At 66.2% G+C, this 17500-nt stretch carries 3 protein-coding genes; all 3 read left to right on the plus strand.

Translation table 11 applies throughout. The annotated features are described in order from the left end of the window. Position 1: 1 nt before the first annotated feature. From ABIE20_RS16765 to ABIE20_RS16775, 3 genes are read left to right on the plus strand one after another with little or no spacing between them, the layout of a single operon-like run. Entirely contained in the window at positions 2–7885 is a 7884-nt protein-coding gene (locus ABIE20_RS16765; RefSeq protein WP_429506024.1) for an amino acid adenylation domain-containing protein, read from the plus strand. A gap of 14 nt (positions 7886–7899) precedes the next feature. Further along, the gene (locus tag ABIE20_RS16770) at positions 7900–16461 is read left to right on the plus strand and encodes an amino acid adenylation domain-containing protein (RefSeq protein ID WP_429506026.1); all 8562 of its coding nucleotides are present in this window, start codon (positions 7900–7902) and stop codon (positions 16459–16461) included. 60 nt (positions 16462–16521) lie between these two features. Then, positions 16522–17484 (plus strand): alpha/beta hydrolase, encoded by a 963-nt coding sequence (locus tag ABIE20_RS16775; protein ID WP_429506028.1) that lies wholly within the window; start codon positions 16522–16524, stop codon positions 17482–17484. Positions 17485–17500 lie beyond the last annotated feature (16 nt).

Below are 17500 nucleotides of genomic sequence, written 5' to 3' on the forward strand. Positions count from 1 at the left end.
CATGGCTGGAATGGACAATACGCAGCTGGTGCAGCGCTTCATCAAGCTGCCCGCGGAGCAGCGTCGGCTGTTCCTGGAAAAGCTCGCTGGCAAGGGTATGAGCCTGGCGCAACTGCCGATCCCGGTCAGCCGGCTCGAGCACGGCGAGCTACCGCTGTCCTACGCCCAGCAGCGCCAGTGGTTTCTCTGGCAACTGGACCCACACAGCAGTGCCTACCATATTCCGGCCGCCTTGCACCTGCACGGCGCGCTCGACAGCCAGGCCTTGCAACGCAGCCTCAACGCCCTGGTCGCTCGCCACCAAAGCCTGCGCACCACCTTCGAACAACAGGCCGAGCAGGCTGTCCAGCGTGTGCAGGGGCATGCGGCACTGGAGCTGGAACGGCACAGTGCCCAGGCGCCGGCGCCGCTTCAGGCTCGCCAGGCGCTGATCGATGCCTTTGTCGACAGCACCCTGCAGCAACCCTTTGACCTGCAGCGCGGGCCGCTGCTGCGCGCGCGCCTGCTGCGCCTGGATGACCAGGAGCACGTGCTGGTTCTCGCCCTGCACCACATCGTCGCCGATGGCTGGTCGATGCAGGTGCTGGTGCAGGAACTGGTGGCGCTGTACCTGGGCTTCAGCCAGGGCCAGGAGCCGTCGCTGCCGGCGCTGCCGATCCAGTACGCCGACTATGCGCTCTGGCAGCGCTGCTGGATGGAGGCGGGCGAGCGTGAGCGGCAACTGGCTTACTGGACCGCCCACCTGGGCGATGAGCAGGCTTTGCTGGAGCTGCCCCACGACCGGCCGCGCCCGGCGCAAAGCAGTTACCGTGGCGGCCGCTGCCAGATCGACCTGGCGCCGGAGTTGCTCAGCGGCTTGCGCCGGACCTGCCAGCGCGAAGGGGTGACCCTGTTCATGCTGCTGCTCGCCTCCTTCCAGTTGCTGCTGCACCGCTACAGCGGCCAGCAGCAGATTCGCGTCGGGGTGCCGGTGGCCAACCGCAACCGTGCCGAGACCAAGGGCCTGATCGGCTTTTTCGTCAACACCCAGGTGCTCAAGGCCGACGTCGACGGGCGCGATACCCTGAGTGAGTTGATCCAGCAGGTCAAACAGACCGCGCTTGCCGCCCAGGCCTATCAGGACCTGCCCTTTGAGCAACTGGTCGAAGCCCTGCAGCCGGAGCGCAGCCTGAGCTTCAATCCATTGTTCCAGGTGATGTTCAACCACCAGGTCGATGCCGGTCAGGGTGCCAGCGCAGCCGGGCTGGCCGGCAGCTTGCGCATTGAGGCGCTGAACTGGGACAGCCATGCCTCGCCATTCGACCTCAATCTCGACACCTTCGAGGAAGGCGAGCGTCTGTGGGCATCGCTGACTTACGCCCTGGACCTGTTCGAAGCGTCGACCATCGAACGCATGGCCGCTCATTGGCAGGTGCTGTTGCAGGCGTTCGCCGCTGATACCCGGCAACGCCTGGAGGCCATTGCCCTGGACCGCGAACCGGCCCCCGCGCAAGGCTTGCCGGCGCAAGCGGCGGGCGAGTTGCTGCTGCCGATGCTGCGTGCCCGGCTGCTGCGCCAGCCCGAGGCCATCGCCCTGATCGTTGCCGGGCAGTCGTACAGCCATGCTGAACTGGAGGCGCGCAGCAACCGCCTGGCCTGGCAACTGCGTGAGGCCGGCGTCGGCACCCACAGCCTGGTCGGCCTGATGCTGGAGCGCAGCCTGGAGATGGTGGTGGCGCAGCTGGCAGTACTCAAGGCCGGTGCAGCCTATGTGCCGCTGGCCCCGGAGTACCCGCGCGAGCGGCTGCAGTACATGATCGACGACAGTGGCATGCAGCTGTTGCTCAGCCATGCCTCGCTCAGCAGCCGCCTGGGCGAGCTGTCGGCACCCCGTAGCCTGTTGCTCGATGAGCAGGCGCTGGGCCTGCCGGCCAGCGACCCGGGCGCCCCCGCGCTGGCGCTGCACCCCGACGACCTGGCCTATGTCATCTACACCTCCGGCTCCACCGGTCAGCCCAAAGGTGTTGCCATTCGTCATGGCGGCCTGGCCAATCACATGCAGTGGATGATGCACGCCTATCCGCTTCAGGCCGATGACCGGGTGCTGCAGAAGACCTCCTTCAGCTTTGATGCCTCGGTCTGGGAGTTCTGGCTGCCGTTGCTGTGCGGTGCGCCGCTGGTACTGGCGCCGGCCGCGTTGAACGAGGACCTGACCCGGTTGTGGTCGCTGGTCACCGAGCAGCGCATCAGCGTACTGCAATTGGCACCGTCGCTGCTGCAGGGCCTGCTGGGCGCGGTGCAGCCCGGGCAACTGGCATCGCTGCGGCTGATGTTCGTCGGTGGCGAAGCGCTCAAGGCCAGCCTGGTCAAGCAACTGGCGCAGCACTGGCAAGGCCGGCTGATAAACCTCTACGGCCCCACCGAATCAACCATCGACGCCAGCAGTCATGAGTTGAGCGGGCAGGAGCGCGAGGACATCATCCGCATCGGCGCGCCGATCAGCAATGTCAGTGCCCAGGTGCTGGACGCAAGCCTTGGGCGCTGCCCGCAGGGCGGCCTGGGTGAGCTGTACCTGGGCGGCGCTTCGCTGGCCAACGGTTACCACCGCCGGCCGGGGCTGACCGCCGAGCGTTTCGTCCCCGACCCGTATGGCGCTCCCGGCGCCCGCCTGTACCGCAGTAGTGATCTGGTGCGGCGCCAGGCGCAGGGTGAGCTGCATTATGTCGGGCGCATCGACCACCAGCTCAAGTTGCGTGGCCTGCGTATCGAACTGGGTGAAATCGAAGCCGGCCTGTTGGCCCAGCCCGGCGTGCGTGAAGCGGTGGTGCTGGCCCAGGAGGGGCCGCGCGGGCCGCAACTGGTCGGCTATGTAGTGGCCCAGGCCCAGGCCCAGGCCCCGGTGCAGGTGCAGGTGCAGGCCCTGCGCGAAGCGCTGGCTGCTCGCCTGCCTGCGCACATGGTGCCGAGCCACCTGTTGCTGTTGGCGCAATTGCCGCTGACGGTCAACGGCAAACTGGATCGCAAGGCGCTGCCGCTGCCCGATAGCGACGTTGCCAGCACAACCTTCAGCGCGCCTCAGGGCGAGCTGGAGAACGGCATCGCGCAGATCTGGGCACAGGTGCTCAAGCGCGAACAGGTCGGGCGCCAGGATAACTTCTTCGAGCTGGGCGGCGATTCGATCGTCTCGATCCAGGTGGTCAGCCGTGCGCGTCAGGCCGGTATCCACTTCAGCCCCAAAGACCTGTTTCAACACCAGACCGTGCAAAGCCTGGCCACGGTGGCCAGTTTCACTGAGCAGGCGCTGGCGGTCGAGCAGGGCCCGGTTACTGGCGAACAGGCGCTGTTGCCGATTCAACGGCAGTTCTTCGACAGTGCCATCGTCGAGCGTCATCACTGGAACCAATCGGTGCTGCTGACGCCGCGCCAGGCACTTGATCCAGCGCGGCTTGAACAGGCGCTACAGCTGCTGGTGGCGCATCACGACGCCCTGCGTCAACGCTTTGTGCACGACGCGCAGGGCTGGCGTGCCGATCATTGTGCGGCGGTTGACCAGAGCCTGCTGTTGCTGCGTCGCGCCGCCTCGCCAGAGCAATTGCTCGATCACTGCGAACAGGCCCAGCGCAGCCTCGACCTGGCTGCGGGGCCGTTGCTGCGGGCGCTGCTGGTAGACCTGGAGGAGGGTGGCCAGCGCTTGCTGCTGGTGGTCCATCACCTGGTAGTCGATGGCGTTTCCTGGCGGATCCTGTTCGAAGACCTGCAAGCCGTTTATGCCCAGCTGTGCGCTGGCCAGACCGCACAATTACCGCCGCGCACCAGCGCCGTACAGGCCTGGGCCGAGCGCTTGCAACAGTATGCCGGCAGTGGCGACATTGCCGCAGCCGCCGCTTACTGGACGGGCCTGGGCGCTAGCGCCAGCGCAGACCTGCCATGCGACAACCGCAGTGCCAGCTTGAGCAAGGATCAAGCCTGCAGCGTACGCAGCCACCTCGATGCGCAGCACACTCGCGCCCTGCTGCAGCAGGCACCGGCTGCCTACCGCACGCAGATCAACGACCTGCTGCTGACCGCCCTGGCGCAGGTGATCTGCCAGTGGAGCGGTGAGGATTCGGCCTGGGTCCAGCTTGAGGGCCATGGTCGCGAAGCGCTGTTCGAGGACATCGACCTGACCCGTACGGTCGGTTGGTTCACCACTGCGTTCCCGGCCTGTCTGACCCCCGGCAATAACCTCGGGGCATCGATCAAGGCGATCAAGGAGCAACTGCGGGCGATCCCCAACAAGGGCCTGGATTTTGGCGTGCTGTGCGCCTACGGCAGTGCCGAACAGCGCCAGGCGCTCAAGCGCCTGCCAACCCCGCGCATCACCTTCAACTACCTGGGCCAGTTTGACGCCAGCTTCGATGATCCGAACGCTTTGTTCGCCCCGGCCCGTGAAGCATCCGGGGCCGAGCAGGGCGACCAGGCACCGCTGGGTAACTGGTTGAGCATCAACGGCCAGGTCTATGGCGGTGAGTTGACCCTGGACTGGACCTTCAGCCAGGCCATGTTCGCCCCGGCCACGGTGCAGCGCCTGGCGGATGCCCTGAGCCAGCAATTGCAGGCCTTGGTCGAGCATTGCCTGGCGCCGGGCAACGGTGCCGTGACGCCGTCGGATTTCCCCCTGGCGGCACTTGACCAGGCACAGCTTGAGCGCTTGCCGCTGGCGCCCGGGCAGATTGCCGACATCTACCCGCTGTCGCCGATGCAGCAAGGCATGCTGTTCCATGCCCTGAACGCACACACCAGTGGTGACAACATCAACCAGTTGCGAGTGCAGGTCCAGGGCCTGGACGTCGAGCGCTTTCGCCATGCCTGGCAGGCCACGCTGGATGCCCACGACAGCCTGCGCAGCCAGTTCCACTGGCAAGGCGACTTTGCCGCGCCCGTGCAGGTGGTAGTACGCGACGTGCCGCTGGCGTTTGCCAGCGTCGATCTGCGTGGTGCCACGCACGGCGCAACAATGCTGGATGACCTCGCGGCCCAGGAACGCAACGCCGGCTTTGCCCTCGACAGTGCACCTCTATTGCGCCTGAGCCTGGTCCGTAGCGGTGAGCAGGCGTATGAAATGATCTTCACCAGCCACCATGTCCTGATGGACGGCTGGAGCAATGCGCAATTGCTGGCCGAGGTGCTGCAGCGCTACGCCGGTGAAACGGTGGACGCGCCGATCGGCCGCTACCGTGACTATATCGCCTGGCTGCAGGGGCGCGACGGCGACGCCTGCCAGGCGTTCTGGCGTCAGCAGCTGCAACAATTCGACGGCCCGACCTTGCTCAGCCAGGCCATTGCCCGCGTGCCCGGCTCCTGTGCGGCGGCCAGCGGCCAGCACCAGCAAACCCTGAGCGCCGAGCAGACCCTGCGCGTGCAGGCTTTTGCCCGGGCGCAGAAGGTCACCCTCAATACCCTGGTCCAGGGGGCCTGGTCATTGCTGCTGCAGCATTACAGCGGCCAGGACAATGTCACCTTCGGGGCCACCGTGTCCGGGCGTCCGGCCGAGCTCAAGGGCATCGAGCGGCAGATCGGCCTGTTCATCAACAGCCTGCCGGTGATCACTGGCGCGCGGCCGCAGCAGTCATTGCAGCACTGGCTGCAGGCGCTGCAGGCGCACAACCTCAACCTGCGCGAGCAGGAGCACACGCCGCTTTACGAGATCCAGCGCTGGGCCGGGCACAGTGGCCAGCCGCTGTTCGACACCTTGCTGGTGTTCGAAAACTACCCGGTGGCCCAGGCCCTGGAGCAGGGCGCACCGGCCGGCTTGCGCTTTGGCGAGGTGCTCGGCCATGAGCAAAATGGCTTCCCGCTGACCCTGCTGGTGGATGCCGGCGAGCAACTGAGTGTGACCTTCAAGTACACCAGCGCCGATTTCGATGCTGTGGCGGTGCAACGCCTGGGCGCGCAACTGCAGCATCTGTTGCTGCAACTGGGCGGCTGCCAGGGCCGGGAGGCGGTTGCCAGCCTGAGCCTGTTCAGCGCCGAAGGCCGTGCCCAGCGCCTTGCCCAAGGGGCTGGGGCACTGGCCGACTATCCGCTGCAGCGCAGCATCCAGCAGTTGATCGAGGACCAGGTGCAGCGCACGCCCCAGGCGCCGGCACTGGTCTATGCCGGGCAGAGCCTGAGCTATGCCCAGCTCAATGCCCGGGCCAACCGCCTGGCCTGGCAGTTGATCGGCCAGGGGGTAGGGCCGGACGTGCTGGTGGGAATCGCGGCCGAGCGTTCGCTGGAAATGGTCATTGGCTTGCTGGCGATCCTCAAGGCCGGCGGTGCTTATGTGCCGCTGGACCCGGATTACCCGCGCGACCGTCTGGCGCATATGTTCGACGACAGTGGCATCGAGCTGCTGCTGACCCAGTCGTGGCTGCTCGACGGCCTGCCGCTGAGGCCGGGGCTGCGCACGCTGCTGCTGGACCAGGCGCAGGCCGAGGCCTTTCGCGAGGACGACCCGCAGGTGGCAGTGGATGGCGAACACCTGGCCTACGTGATCTACACCTCCGGTTCCACCGGCAAACCCAAGGGCGCGGGCAACCGTCACAGTGCCCTGGTCAACCGCCTGTGCTGGATGCAACAGGCCTATGGCCTGGATGCCAGCGATACGGTGCTGCAGAAAACCCCGTTCAGTTTCGACGTGTCGGTCTGGGAGTTCTTCTGGCCGTTGATGAGCGGCGCACGGCTGGTGGTTGCCGCGCCTGGCGATCACCGGGATCCGGGCCGCCTGATCGACCTGATCGAGCGTGAGGCTGTGAGCACCTTGCACTTCGTTCCGTCGATGTTGCAGGTGTTCCTCCAGGCGCCGCAGGTGGGCCGCTGCACAAGCCTGTCGCGGATCATCTGCAGTGGCGAGGCGCTGCCGATCGAAGCCCAGCAGCAGGTGTTCGCCAAGCTGCCGGCGGCCGGGCTGTTCAACCTCTACGGCCCGACTGAAGCTGCGATCGACGTGACCCACTGGCAGTGTGTGGATGAGGGGCGCAGCAGCGTGCCGATCGGCCACGCCATTGCCAACCTGCGCACGTACATCCTCGATGCCAACCTCGAGCCGGTTGCCGAGGGTGTTCTGGGCGAGCTGTACCTGGCCGGTGCCGGCCTGGCACGGGGTTACCATCGTCGCCCGGGGCTCACCGCCGAACGCTTCCCGCTCGATCCGTTCGTGCCAGGCCAGCGCATGTACCGCACCGGCGACCTGGCGCGCTACGGCGCGGCTGGCGAGATCGAGTACGCCGGGCGCATCGACCACCAGGTCAAGATCCGCGGGTTGCGTATCGAGCTGGGGGAAATCGAGGCACGGCTGCTGGAGCACCCGGCAATCCGCGAAGCCGTGGTGATCGCCCGCGAAGCGGTTGGCGGCACGCAACTGGTGGCTTACCTGGTCGCCGATGGCCAGGCCAGTGCCGAGGCTATTGGCGCATTGCGCGAGTTCCTGCGTCAGACCCTGCCTGAGCATATGTTGCCGAGCCATCTGCTGGCGCTGAGTGAAATGCCGCTGAGCCCCAACGGCAAGCTCGACCGCCGCCAGTTGCCGGCGCCGCCAAGCCTGGGCGGCCAGGCCCTGCATCGGCCACCGCACTCGGCGCTGCAACAGCAGGTAGCGGCGGCCTGGCAGGCGGTGCTGGGCACTGAGCAGGTTGGCCTGGGCGACAACTTCTTCCAGCTCGGCGGCCATTCGTTGATGGCCACCCAGGTGGTGATGCGCCTGCGTGACCAGTTGGCCCTGGAGGTGCCGCTCAAGCTGCTGTTCGAAGCCGAACACCTGGAGGCCTTCTGTGCCCGGGTCCAGGCCCTGCAGGACGAGCTTTCACCGCTACAGGACGAGTTGACTAAATCCCTGGAGGCTCTCAAACGTCTATCTGCCGAAGATCTTGAGAAATTGCTTTCCTGACAAGGGGTCGTGGCGTGCAAAAGTTAATAGAGTCTGTGGGGGCGCTTTCCTCGAAGGAGCGCAAAGCGCTGGCTGTCCTGCTGAAACAGAAAGGGATCAACCTGTTCGGGGTCGCTCCTGTGTTCCAGCGTGCCGAGGACGAGCCGCTCCTGCTTTCCTATGCCCAGCAACGTCAGTGGTTCCTCTGGCAGCTGGAGCCGCTGAGCCCGGCGTACAACATCCCGTTGGCGATCCGTTTGCAGGGCCGCCTGGATGTCGCCGCGCTGCGGCGCAGTCTGGATGCGCTGGTTGCCCGTCACGAAAGCCTGCGCACGTTGTTTGTTGAAACACCGGATGGGGTCCGGCAGCAGGTCCAGGCGCCGTTCAGCCTGGAGCTTGCACTGCAGGCGGTGCCTGAGGGAGTGGCTGGCGAAGCCGCGATTCAGGCGTTTCTGGCCGGGCAGGGCGGCCAGGGTTTCGACCTGGCCGGTGGGCCGTTGCTGCGCGCAGCCTTGCTGCAGGTTGACGCCGAGCAGCATGTGCTCAGCCTGGTCCAGCATCACATCATTTCCGACGCCTGGTCGTTGCAGCTGATGGTGCAGGAGCTGGTCCAGGCCTATGCCGCTTTCAGCCAGGGGCGTGAACCGGATCTGCCGGCCTTGCCGGTGCAATACGCCGATTACGCCCTGTGGCAACGCCAGTGGATGGAGAACGGTGAGCGCGAGCGGCAGTTGGCGTACTGGAGCGAACAGTTGCAGGGGCCGCTTGAGGTCCTGCAGCTGCCGCTCGACCGCCCGCGCCAGGCCGAACGCAGCTATGCCGGCGCCAGCCTGAATGCCGCGCTGGACGCCCGCCTGGGCGAGCAGCTCAAGGCCCTGGCCGCGCGGCATGGGGTGACCCTGTTCGTGCTGATGCTGGCAGCGTTTCAGGCCCTGCTGCAGCGCTTGAGCGGCCAGCAGGAAATCCGCGTCGGGGTGCCGATTGCCAACCGTGGCCGGCCCGAGATCGAGCGCCTGATCGGTTTTTTCGTCAATACCCAGGTGATGAAGGCCCAGGTGCACGGGGAGCTGCGTTTCAGCCAGTTGCTGGCCCAGGTGCGCGAGGCGGCCTTGCAGGCCCAGACCTATCAGGACTTGCCGTTCGAGCAATTGCTTGAGGTGCTCAAGGCCGAACGCAGCCTGAGCCACTCGGCGCTGTTCCAGGTGATGTTCAACCATCAGCGCGAGGACGCCGGTGGCGGTGCGGCTGCGCTGGACGGCTTGCAGGTAACGGCGCTGGCGCAACCGCTGAGCACCAGCAAGTTCGACCTGACACTCAATACCCTCGAGCATCCGGGCGGCATCGAGGCAACCTTTGTCTACGCCAGCGACCTGTTCGATGCCAGCAGCATCGAGGCCATTGCCGGGCAGTGGCGACGGTTGTTGCAGGCGATTGTCGATGACGTGCAGGTGCGGATCGAAGACTTGCCGCTGCTGTCGGTCACCGAGCAGCAGCACCTGCTCGAGCAGGGGCAGGGGCCGCAGTGCAGCTTTGCCGCCAGTAGCGTGCTGGAGCTGTTCGAGCAGCAACTGGCGGCAACACCGCAACGCCTGGCTACGGTGTGTGCGACGCAGCAATTGAGCTACAGCGAGCTCGACCGGCAAGCCACGCGCCTGGCCGGGCAATTGCGGGCGTTGGGCGTGGCGAGCGAATCCAGGGTGGCCATTGCCCTGGAGCGCAGTTCAGCCCTGGTCGTGGCGATTCTGGCAGCGTTCAAGGCCGGTGCCAGCTACTTGCCGCTGGACCCGCAGGCCGGCAGCGAACGCCTGCGCAGCCTGCTTGAAGGCAGCGGCGCCCAGGTACTGCTTTGCGCTTCGGCGCTGCAGGCGCAAATGCCGCGTGTAGCAGGCCAGGCGCTGATCTGTGTCGATGGTCCCGATGCGCAAACGCTGCCCGGCGCCGCGCTGCAACCTACGCTGCCGCTGGCCGAGAGCGGCGCCTATGTCATCTACACCTCCGGCTCAAGCGGCCAGCCCAAAGGGGTGATGGTCAGCCATGGCGCCCTGGCCAACTATGTCCAGGGCCTGTTGCAACGCCTGCCGCTGGAGCAGGCGCAGAGCATGGCGATGATCTCCACCGTTGCTGCCGACCTTGGCCATACGGTGCTGTTTGGCGCGCTGTGCTCGGGGCGTACCCTGCACCTGCTCGATCCGCACACGGCAATGGACGCCCAGGCCATGGCCGCAGTCATGCAGCGCCAGCAGGTCGATGTGCTGAAGATCGTACCCTCCCACCTGGCGGCATTGATGGCCTCGGCCGAAGCTTGCGAGGTACTGCCGCGCCGTCTGCTGGTGCTGGGTGGCGAAGCCTGCCCGCCAGCGTTGCTTGAGCGCGTACGGCAACTGGCGCCGCAGTGCCGGGTGTTCAACCATTACGGGCCGACCGAGACCACCGTCGGCGTGCTCGCCGGGCCGCTCGAGGACGGTCAGGCCAGCCTCGGCCAACCCCTGGCCAACAGCCGTGTGCACGTGCTCGATGCCAGCCTGCAGGCCGTGGCAAACGGCGGTACGGGCGAGTTGTACATCGGTGGGCCGGGCCTGGCGCGTGGCTATCTCGGGCAGCCGGGGCTGACTGCCGAGCGCTTTGTACCCGATCCCTTCGCCAGCCAGGGCGAGCGCTTGTACCGCAGTGGCGATGCTGTGCGCTTGAGCGCCGGGCAGTTGCACTATCAAGGTCGAATCGACGATCAACTGAAGATTCGCGGTTTTCGCGTCGAGCCGGGCGAGGTCTCCGCTTGCCTGCGCAGCCTGGACGGCGTGGAGCAGGCGGTGGTTGTCGGCCACGCCAGCGAGCGCGGCCAGCAACTGCTCGGTTACGTGGTCAGTCGTGCCGGCACCTCGGCGCAAGTGGCTGCAGCCTTGCTTGAGGCGTTGCGCGAGCGTTTACCGGAATACCTGGTGCCGGCGCAGTTGATCCTGCTGCAGCGTCTGCCCCTGACCGCCAACGGCAAACTCGACCGCAAGGCCTTGCCCGCACCAGGTGCGCAGGCGGCCAGTGAGACCTACAGTGCGCCGCAAGGTGAGCTGGAGCAGCGCCTGGCGGCGATCTGGCAGGATGTGCTCAAGGTCCCGCGAGTGGGCCGCCAGGACAACTTCTTCGAGCTTGGCGGCGACTCGATCATCTCCATCCAGGTGGTCAGCCGGGCCCGTGAAGCGGGAATCCGCTTTACCCCCAAAGACCTGTTCCAGCACCAGAGTGTGCAGCGCCTGGCCAGGGTTGCCAGCCTCGGTGCGGGTGATGCGAACGTGGCCAGCGGGCCGGTCGAGGGCCCCCTGACGCTGTTGCCGATCCAGCAGATGTTCTTCGAGAACGAGGTGGTCGACCGTCATCACTGGAACCAGTCGGTGCTGCTCGCCCCGCGTACAGCCTTGTCTGCCCAGGCGCTGGAGGCGGCTTTGCAGGCTTTGCTGCTGCACCACGATGCCTTGCGCCTGAGCTTCAGCCAGACGGCGGATGGCTGGCTCGCCGAGCACCGTCCAGGCGCCGGCGCCCAAGACCTGTTATGGCAGCGCAGCACCTGTCTTGAACAACTGCCGGCGATCTGCGAACAGGCCCAGCGCAGCCTGGACCTAGGCGCCGGACCGTTGCTGCGGGCGGTGCTGTTCAGCCTCGAGGATGGCCAGCAGCGCTTGTTGCTGGTGGTGCATCACCTGGTGGTCGATGGCGTTTCCTGGCGCATCCTGCTGCAAGACCTGCAGAGTGCCTACGGGCAACTGGCCGCCGGCCAGCCCTTGAGCCTGCCGGCCAAGACCTGTTCGGCGCAACACTGGGGCGAGCGCCTGCTGGCGCGGGCGGGCAGTGCGCCGTTGCAGGCTGAACTGGCCTACTGGCAAGCGCAGGCGGCGGTCGATGCGCTGCCGGTGCGAGATGCCGCGTGCCGGTTGTTGCAGCGTGATGCCCGCACCGTCTACACCCGCCTCGACAACGCCGCCACCCAGCGCTTGTTGCAACAGGCACCCGCTGCTTACCGCACGCGCATCAACGAATTGCTGCTGACCGCCCTGGCCCGGGTAATCTGCCGCTGGAGCGGGCAACCGAGCACCCAGGTGGTGCTCGAAGGTCATGGCCGCGAAGAGCTGTTTGCCGATCTCGACCTGACCCGCAGTGTCGGCTGGTTCACCAGCAAGTACCCGCTGGCGTTGACCCCGGCGCCTGGTTTGGCCGAGGCGATCAAGGCGATCAAGGAGCAGGTCCGGGCAGTGCCCGATAACGGCATCGGTTATGGCCTGTTGCGCTACCTGGGTGACAGTACGGCGCGGCAGGCCCTGGGCCAGCGACCGTTGCCGCGTATCACCTTCAATTATCTGGGGCAGTTCGACAACAGTTTCGACAGCCAGGCCGATGACGCCCTGTTTGCCGTGGCGCGCGAAGCCTCGGGCAGCGAGCGCGCCGAGCTGGCTGAACTGGGCAACTGGCTGACCCTCAACGGCCAGGTGTACGACGGACGTCTGAGCATCGGCTGGATTTTCAGCCCGCAGATGTTCGACAGCAGTGTTGTCGAGGGCCTGGCCGCTGACTACGCCAGCGAACTGCAAGCGCTGATCGAGCACTGTTGCCAGGAGGCCAGTGGCGGCCTGACACCAGCGGATTTCCCCCTGGCCGGGCTCACCCAGGCGCAGCTCGACGGCCTGCCCGTGGCTGCGCGCGAGGTAGCCGACATCTACCCGTTGTCGCCGATGCAACAGGGCATGTTGTTCCACTCCCTGGAGGCCGACGAGGCCGGCTTGTACATCAACCAGACCAGCGTCGCCGTGCAGGGGCTGGAGCTAGAACGCTTTGTCGCAGCCTGGGACCTGGCAGTCGCCAACCATGAAGTGCTGCGTACCGGTTTCTGGAATGCCAGCAGCCTGGAGCAACCGCTGCAGGTGGTGAGCAAGCAGGCGCCGTCGGTGGTGCGTGTGCTCGACTGGCGTGGCCAGGCCCTGGAAAGCGATGCCATCGAAGTACTGGAGCACGCCGAATGCCGCGAGGGCTTCGACCTGCTGCGTGCGCCGCTGATGCGGGTCACCCTGGTGCGCCTGGACGACCAGCGCTGCCACCTGATCTGGACCCGTCACCACATTCTCATGGACGGCTGGAGCAGCTCGCGCCTGCTCGCCGAGGTGTTCCAGGCCTACCATGGGCGGCCGGTGCAGGTACAAGGGCGCTATGGCGACTACATCGCCTGGCTGCAACAACAGAATGACCAGCAGGCGCTGGAGCAGTTCTGGCGCCAGCAATTGCGCGACCTGGGCGAAGTCACCGAACTGGCGGCCAGCACCTGGCCGCGCCCGGCGGCCCAGTTGCAAGGCCACGATGCGCTCTACCTGGACTGGGATGCTGTGCGTACCCGCCAGTTGCGCAGCGCCGCCCAGCAATTGCGGGTCACCGCCAACACCCTGGTGCAGGCGGCCTGGCTGCTGCTGTTGCAGCGCTATACCGGCCAGCAGAGCGTCTGTTTCGGTGCGACAGTGGCCGGGCGCCCGGCCAGTTTGCCCCTGGCCGGCGAGATGCTCGGGCTGTTCATCAACACCTTGCCGATCCTGCAAAGCCCGCGGCCAGACCAGCGCGTCGGCGACTGGCTGGAACAACTGCAAGCCTACAACCTGGAGGTACGCGACCACGAGCATGCATCGCTTGCCGATATCCAGCGCTGGGCCGGGCACAGCGGTCGCAGCCTGTTCGACAGCATCATCGTGTTCGAGAACTACCCGGTCGACGAGCGTTTGCAGGAGGTGGGCCAAGGGCCGTTGCAGTTTGGCGCCACCCGTGGCCGCGATGTCACCAACTACCCGATGGACCTTGCGGTCAATCTGGGCGAAACCTTGAGCATCGAGTTTCTTTACCTGCGCAACCGCTTCAGCGCTGACAGCGTGGCGCAGATCCGCGCCTGTTTCGAGACGCTGTTGCAGGCGTTGCTGGAGCAGCCGCAGGCAACCCTGGGCAGCCTGGCCATGCTCGATGCCGGTGGCCTGCAAGCGCTGGCCGCCGCCAACGCGGTGCTGCCACCACAGCCGCAGGCAGCGAGCCTGCTGGAGCAGGTTCAGGCCCATGCCCGTGACCGGGGTGATGCGCTGGCGGTGGTCTGCGCCGGTCAGCAACTGAGTTACGCCCAGCTCGAAGCGCAGGCCAATGCCCTGGCCCATTGCTTGCGTGCGCAGGGGGTCGGGCCGGAGGTGCGCGTTGGGGTCGCGTTGAATCGTTCGGTGCAGATGATTGTGGCCCTGTACGCCGTGCACAAGACCGGCGCGGCCTATGTACCGCTGGATATCGACTACCCGCAGGAGCGCCTGCAATGGATTGTCGAAGACTCGGCCATGAAGGTGCTGCTGACCCATAGTCAGGTGCTGGCGCGTCTGCCGCAGACCACCCAGGCGCAGGTGCTGACCCTCGATACCCTGGCGCTGGAGCAGTACCCGCAGACAGCGCCACAGGTAAGTATCGATGCCGGGCATCTGGCGTACCTGATCTACACCTCCGGCTCCACCGGCAAGCCCAAGGGCGTCGCCGTTGCGCGCGGACCGCTGGCCATGCATTGCCAGGCGATCAGCGCGCTGTACCAGATGACTCCGGCTACCCGCGAACTGCTGTTCATGTCGTTCGCGTTTGACGGCGCCCAGGAACGCTGGTGGTCGACGTTGCTGGCCGGCGGTTGCCTGGTGCTGCGCGACGACAGCCTGTGGACCGCCGAAGAGACCTGGGCGGTATTGCATGAGCAACGCATCAGCATTGCCTGCTTCCCGCCGGCCTATCTCAAGCAGATCGCCGAGTTTGGCCAGGGCCAGGACAACCCGCCGCCGGTGGACATCTACTGCTTCGGCGGTGATGCCGTGGCCGAGGCCAACTTCGATCTGGTCCAGCGCACCCTGCACCCGCGGATGATCACCAACGGCTATGGTCCGACCGAAACCGTGGTCACCCCGATGCTCTGGCGGGCCGCCGCCGGCGCCCGCTGCGAGGCCGCTTATGCACCGATCGGCGAGCGGGTCGGCAACCGTAGCCTGTATGTGCTCGATGCCCAGCTCAACCCCTTGCCCGATGGCGTTGCCGGCGAGTTGTACATCGGCGGCGAAGGCCTCGCACGCGGCTATCACCAGCGCCCGGGGCTGACGGCGGAGCGTTTCGTTGCCAGCCCGTTCGAGGCCGGCGCACGCCTGTACCGCTCCGGCGACCTGGTACGTCGGCGTGCCGACGGGGTGATCGACTACCTGGGGCGCCTGGATCATCAGGTGAAGATTCGTGGTTTTCGCATCGAACTGGGTGAAATCGAAGCCCGCCTGCGGGCCCAGGACGGGGTACGCGAGGCCGTGGTGGTGGCCCGCGACAGCGAAGCGGGCAAACGCCTGATCGGTTATGTGGTTGCTACGGCGCAGGGGCTCAAGGTGGAGCAACTGCGCAGAGCCCTGCACGCCGAATTGCCAGATTACATGGTGCCGGCGCAGCTCATTGAGCTGCACGCCATGCCGCTCAACCCCAGCGGCAAGCTCGATCGCCTGGCCTTGCCCGATCCGGACTTCAAGGGCAAGGCCTATGTGGCTCCACGCAACGCCCTGGAACGCATGCTCGCCGCCATCTGGGAGGACGTGCTGGAGCTTGAACAGGTCGGTGCGACAGACAATTTCTTCGAGCTGGGCGGCGATTCGCTGCGCACGCTCAAGGTCTTGAGCAAGGTACGTCAGCAGGCACCCGCCGGATTTGAACTGAAGCTGCGGGACATGCTGGCCAAGCCAACCATCGCCCAGTTGTCTGGCTACGATGAGCAGCCAGGCGAGCTTGATCCGCTGCTGGCGCTCAATGGCGCCGATCAGCCGGGGCCGGCGTTGTTCTGCCTGCACGCAGGCTTCGGCACGGTGTTCGACTACGAGCCATTGGCGCGCCGCCTGCAAGGGCGCTGCAGCGTGTATGGCCTGCAGTGCCGAATGCTTCTGGACCGTGACTGGGAGGATGATTCACTGGAGTCGATGGCCATCGATTACGCCCAGTACATTCGCCAGAAGCAGGCACAGGGTCCGTACCGGCTGTTGGGTTGGTCGCTGGGCGGTAGCCTGGCGGTGCTGGTGGCCGCGGAGCTGGAAAAACAAGGCCAGACCGTGAGTTTCCTCGGCCTGGTCGACAGTTTTATCCCGCTGCCCCAACAGCAGGTGCAAGACGAGGACTGGCGCGACGACCTGCCCGCATTCCTGGCCCAGGCCGCCAACCTGCGGGTTGAACCGGGGCAACTGCCTGAACAGGAGCCAGACCTGGACGGGCTCAGTGCCTTGCTGGCTGCCCTGCAGCAGGCAGCGCCGGCCCAGGCCAGCCGCTTCGAGGCCGACGAGCTGGCCCGTGCCTTTCAGGTGGGCTTGCGCCTCAAGGCCTTGTCGCGACGGCTGCAGCCATTGCCCCGTAGCGACTGCGCGGCGCAGTTGTGGTGGCGGGCGCAGCTGCCAGCCGGGCTGGTCGAGGCGTATGAGAGCGGCCTGCATGTGCAGGCCGCAGGGCAGCGCATTAACGCCGGTCACTACGACATCCTCGCCAACGACGACCTGCTGGCACAGCTGCAGCAGCCTGTGCTGCAGGTCGCGTCGCTGGTCGATTGAACCCGGGGTGGGGCCGTTCGGCCCCACCTTTTTTCCTTCTGTTTCTGTCTGGATGCCTCCATGTCCTTGCACCCTGATCTTTCTGCTTTCCTGGAACTCGCCGAGTTCGGTCGACTCACGGGTAAAAGCCAGCCCTTGCACGAATTGCCATTGGCCAAGGCGCGCGCCGATTTCGAGGCGACCTCGCAGATTCTCGACCCCAACCCGCCGGGCGAGCTGCAGGTCAGCAGCCTGCAACTGCCGACTCGCGACGGCGCCGCGATTGACGCGCGGCTCTACCGCAGCAATGCCAGCGTCGGTAAAACCTTGCCGGTGATTGTGTATTTTCATGGCGGCGGCTATGTGGTCGGCAGCCTCGATTCCCATGATTCGGTGTGCCGCCGGCTGGCGCTCAGCGGTGAGTTCGCGGTGCTGGCCCCGGCCTACCGGCTGGCGCCGGAGTACCGGTTTCCGATTGCCGTGGAAGATGCCGCAGACAGCCTGACGGCATTGGCCGGGCAGGCCGGTGCCCTGCATCTGGACAGCCGCAGGGTAGTGCTGGCCGGTGACAGTGCCGGGGCGACCCTGGCCACGGTGCTGGCGGCAATGGCCGCGTCGGGGGCGCTGCCGCAGGCCCTGCGGCCGGTGGCGCAACTGCTGTTCTACCCGGTGACCGATATCAGCCAGGTACGAGCCTCCCATCAGCGTTACGCCGAAGGCTACCTGCTGGAATCGGCGACGCTGGAGTGGTTCTACCAGCATTACGCACGCACGCCTGCCGACCGTCTCGACTGGCGCGCCTCGCCACTGCTGGGTAATGCCGTTGCCCAGGCGCCAGCCTATGTGGCGCTGGCCGGTTACGACCCGCTGCACGACGAAGGCCTGGCCTATGCCCAATGGTTGCAGGCGGCAGGTACCGAAGTGGCCTTGAGCATCGAGGCCGGTTTGTCCCACGACTTTTTACGCATGGGTGGCATCGTTGCCCAGGTGGAGCAGGTCTACGCCCGGGCACTGGCCTGGCTTGGGCAGGTGCTCGAGCGCTGAGGCCTTGACGCAAAAC

The sequence above is a fragment of the Pseudomonas sp. 2835 genome (assembly GCF_050435905.1).
GTDB lineage: Bacteria > Pseudomonadota > Gammaproteobacteria > Pseudomonadales > Pseudomonadaceae > Aquipseudomonas.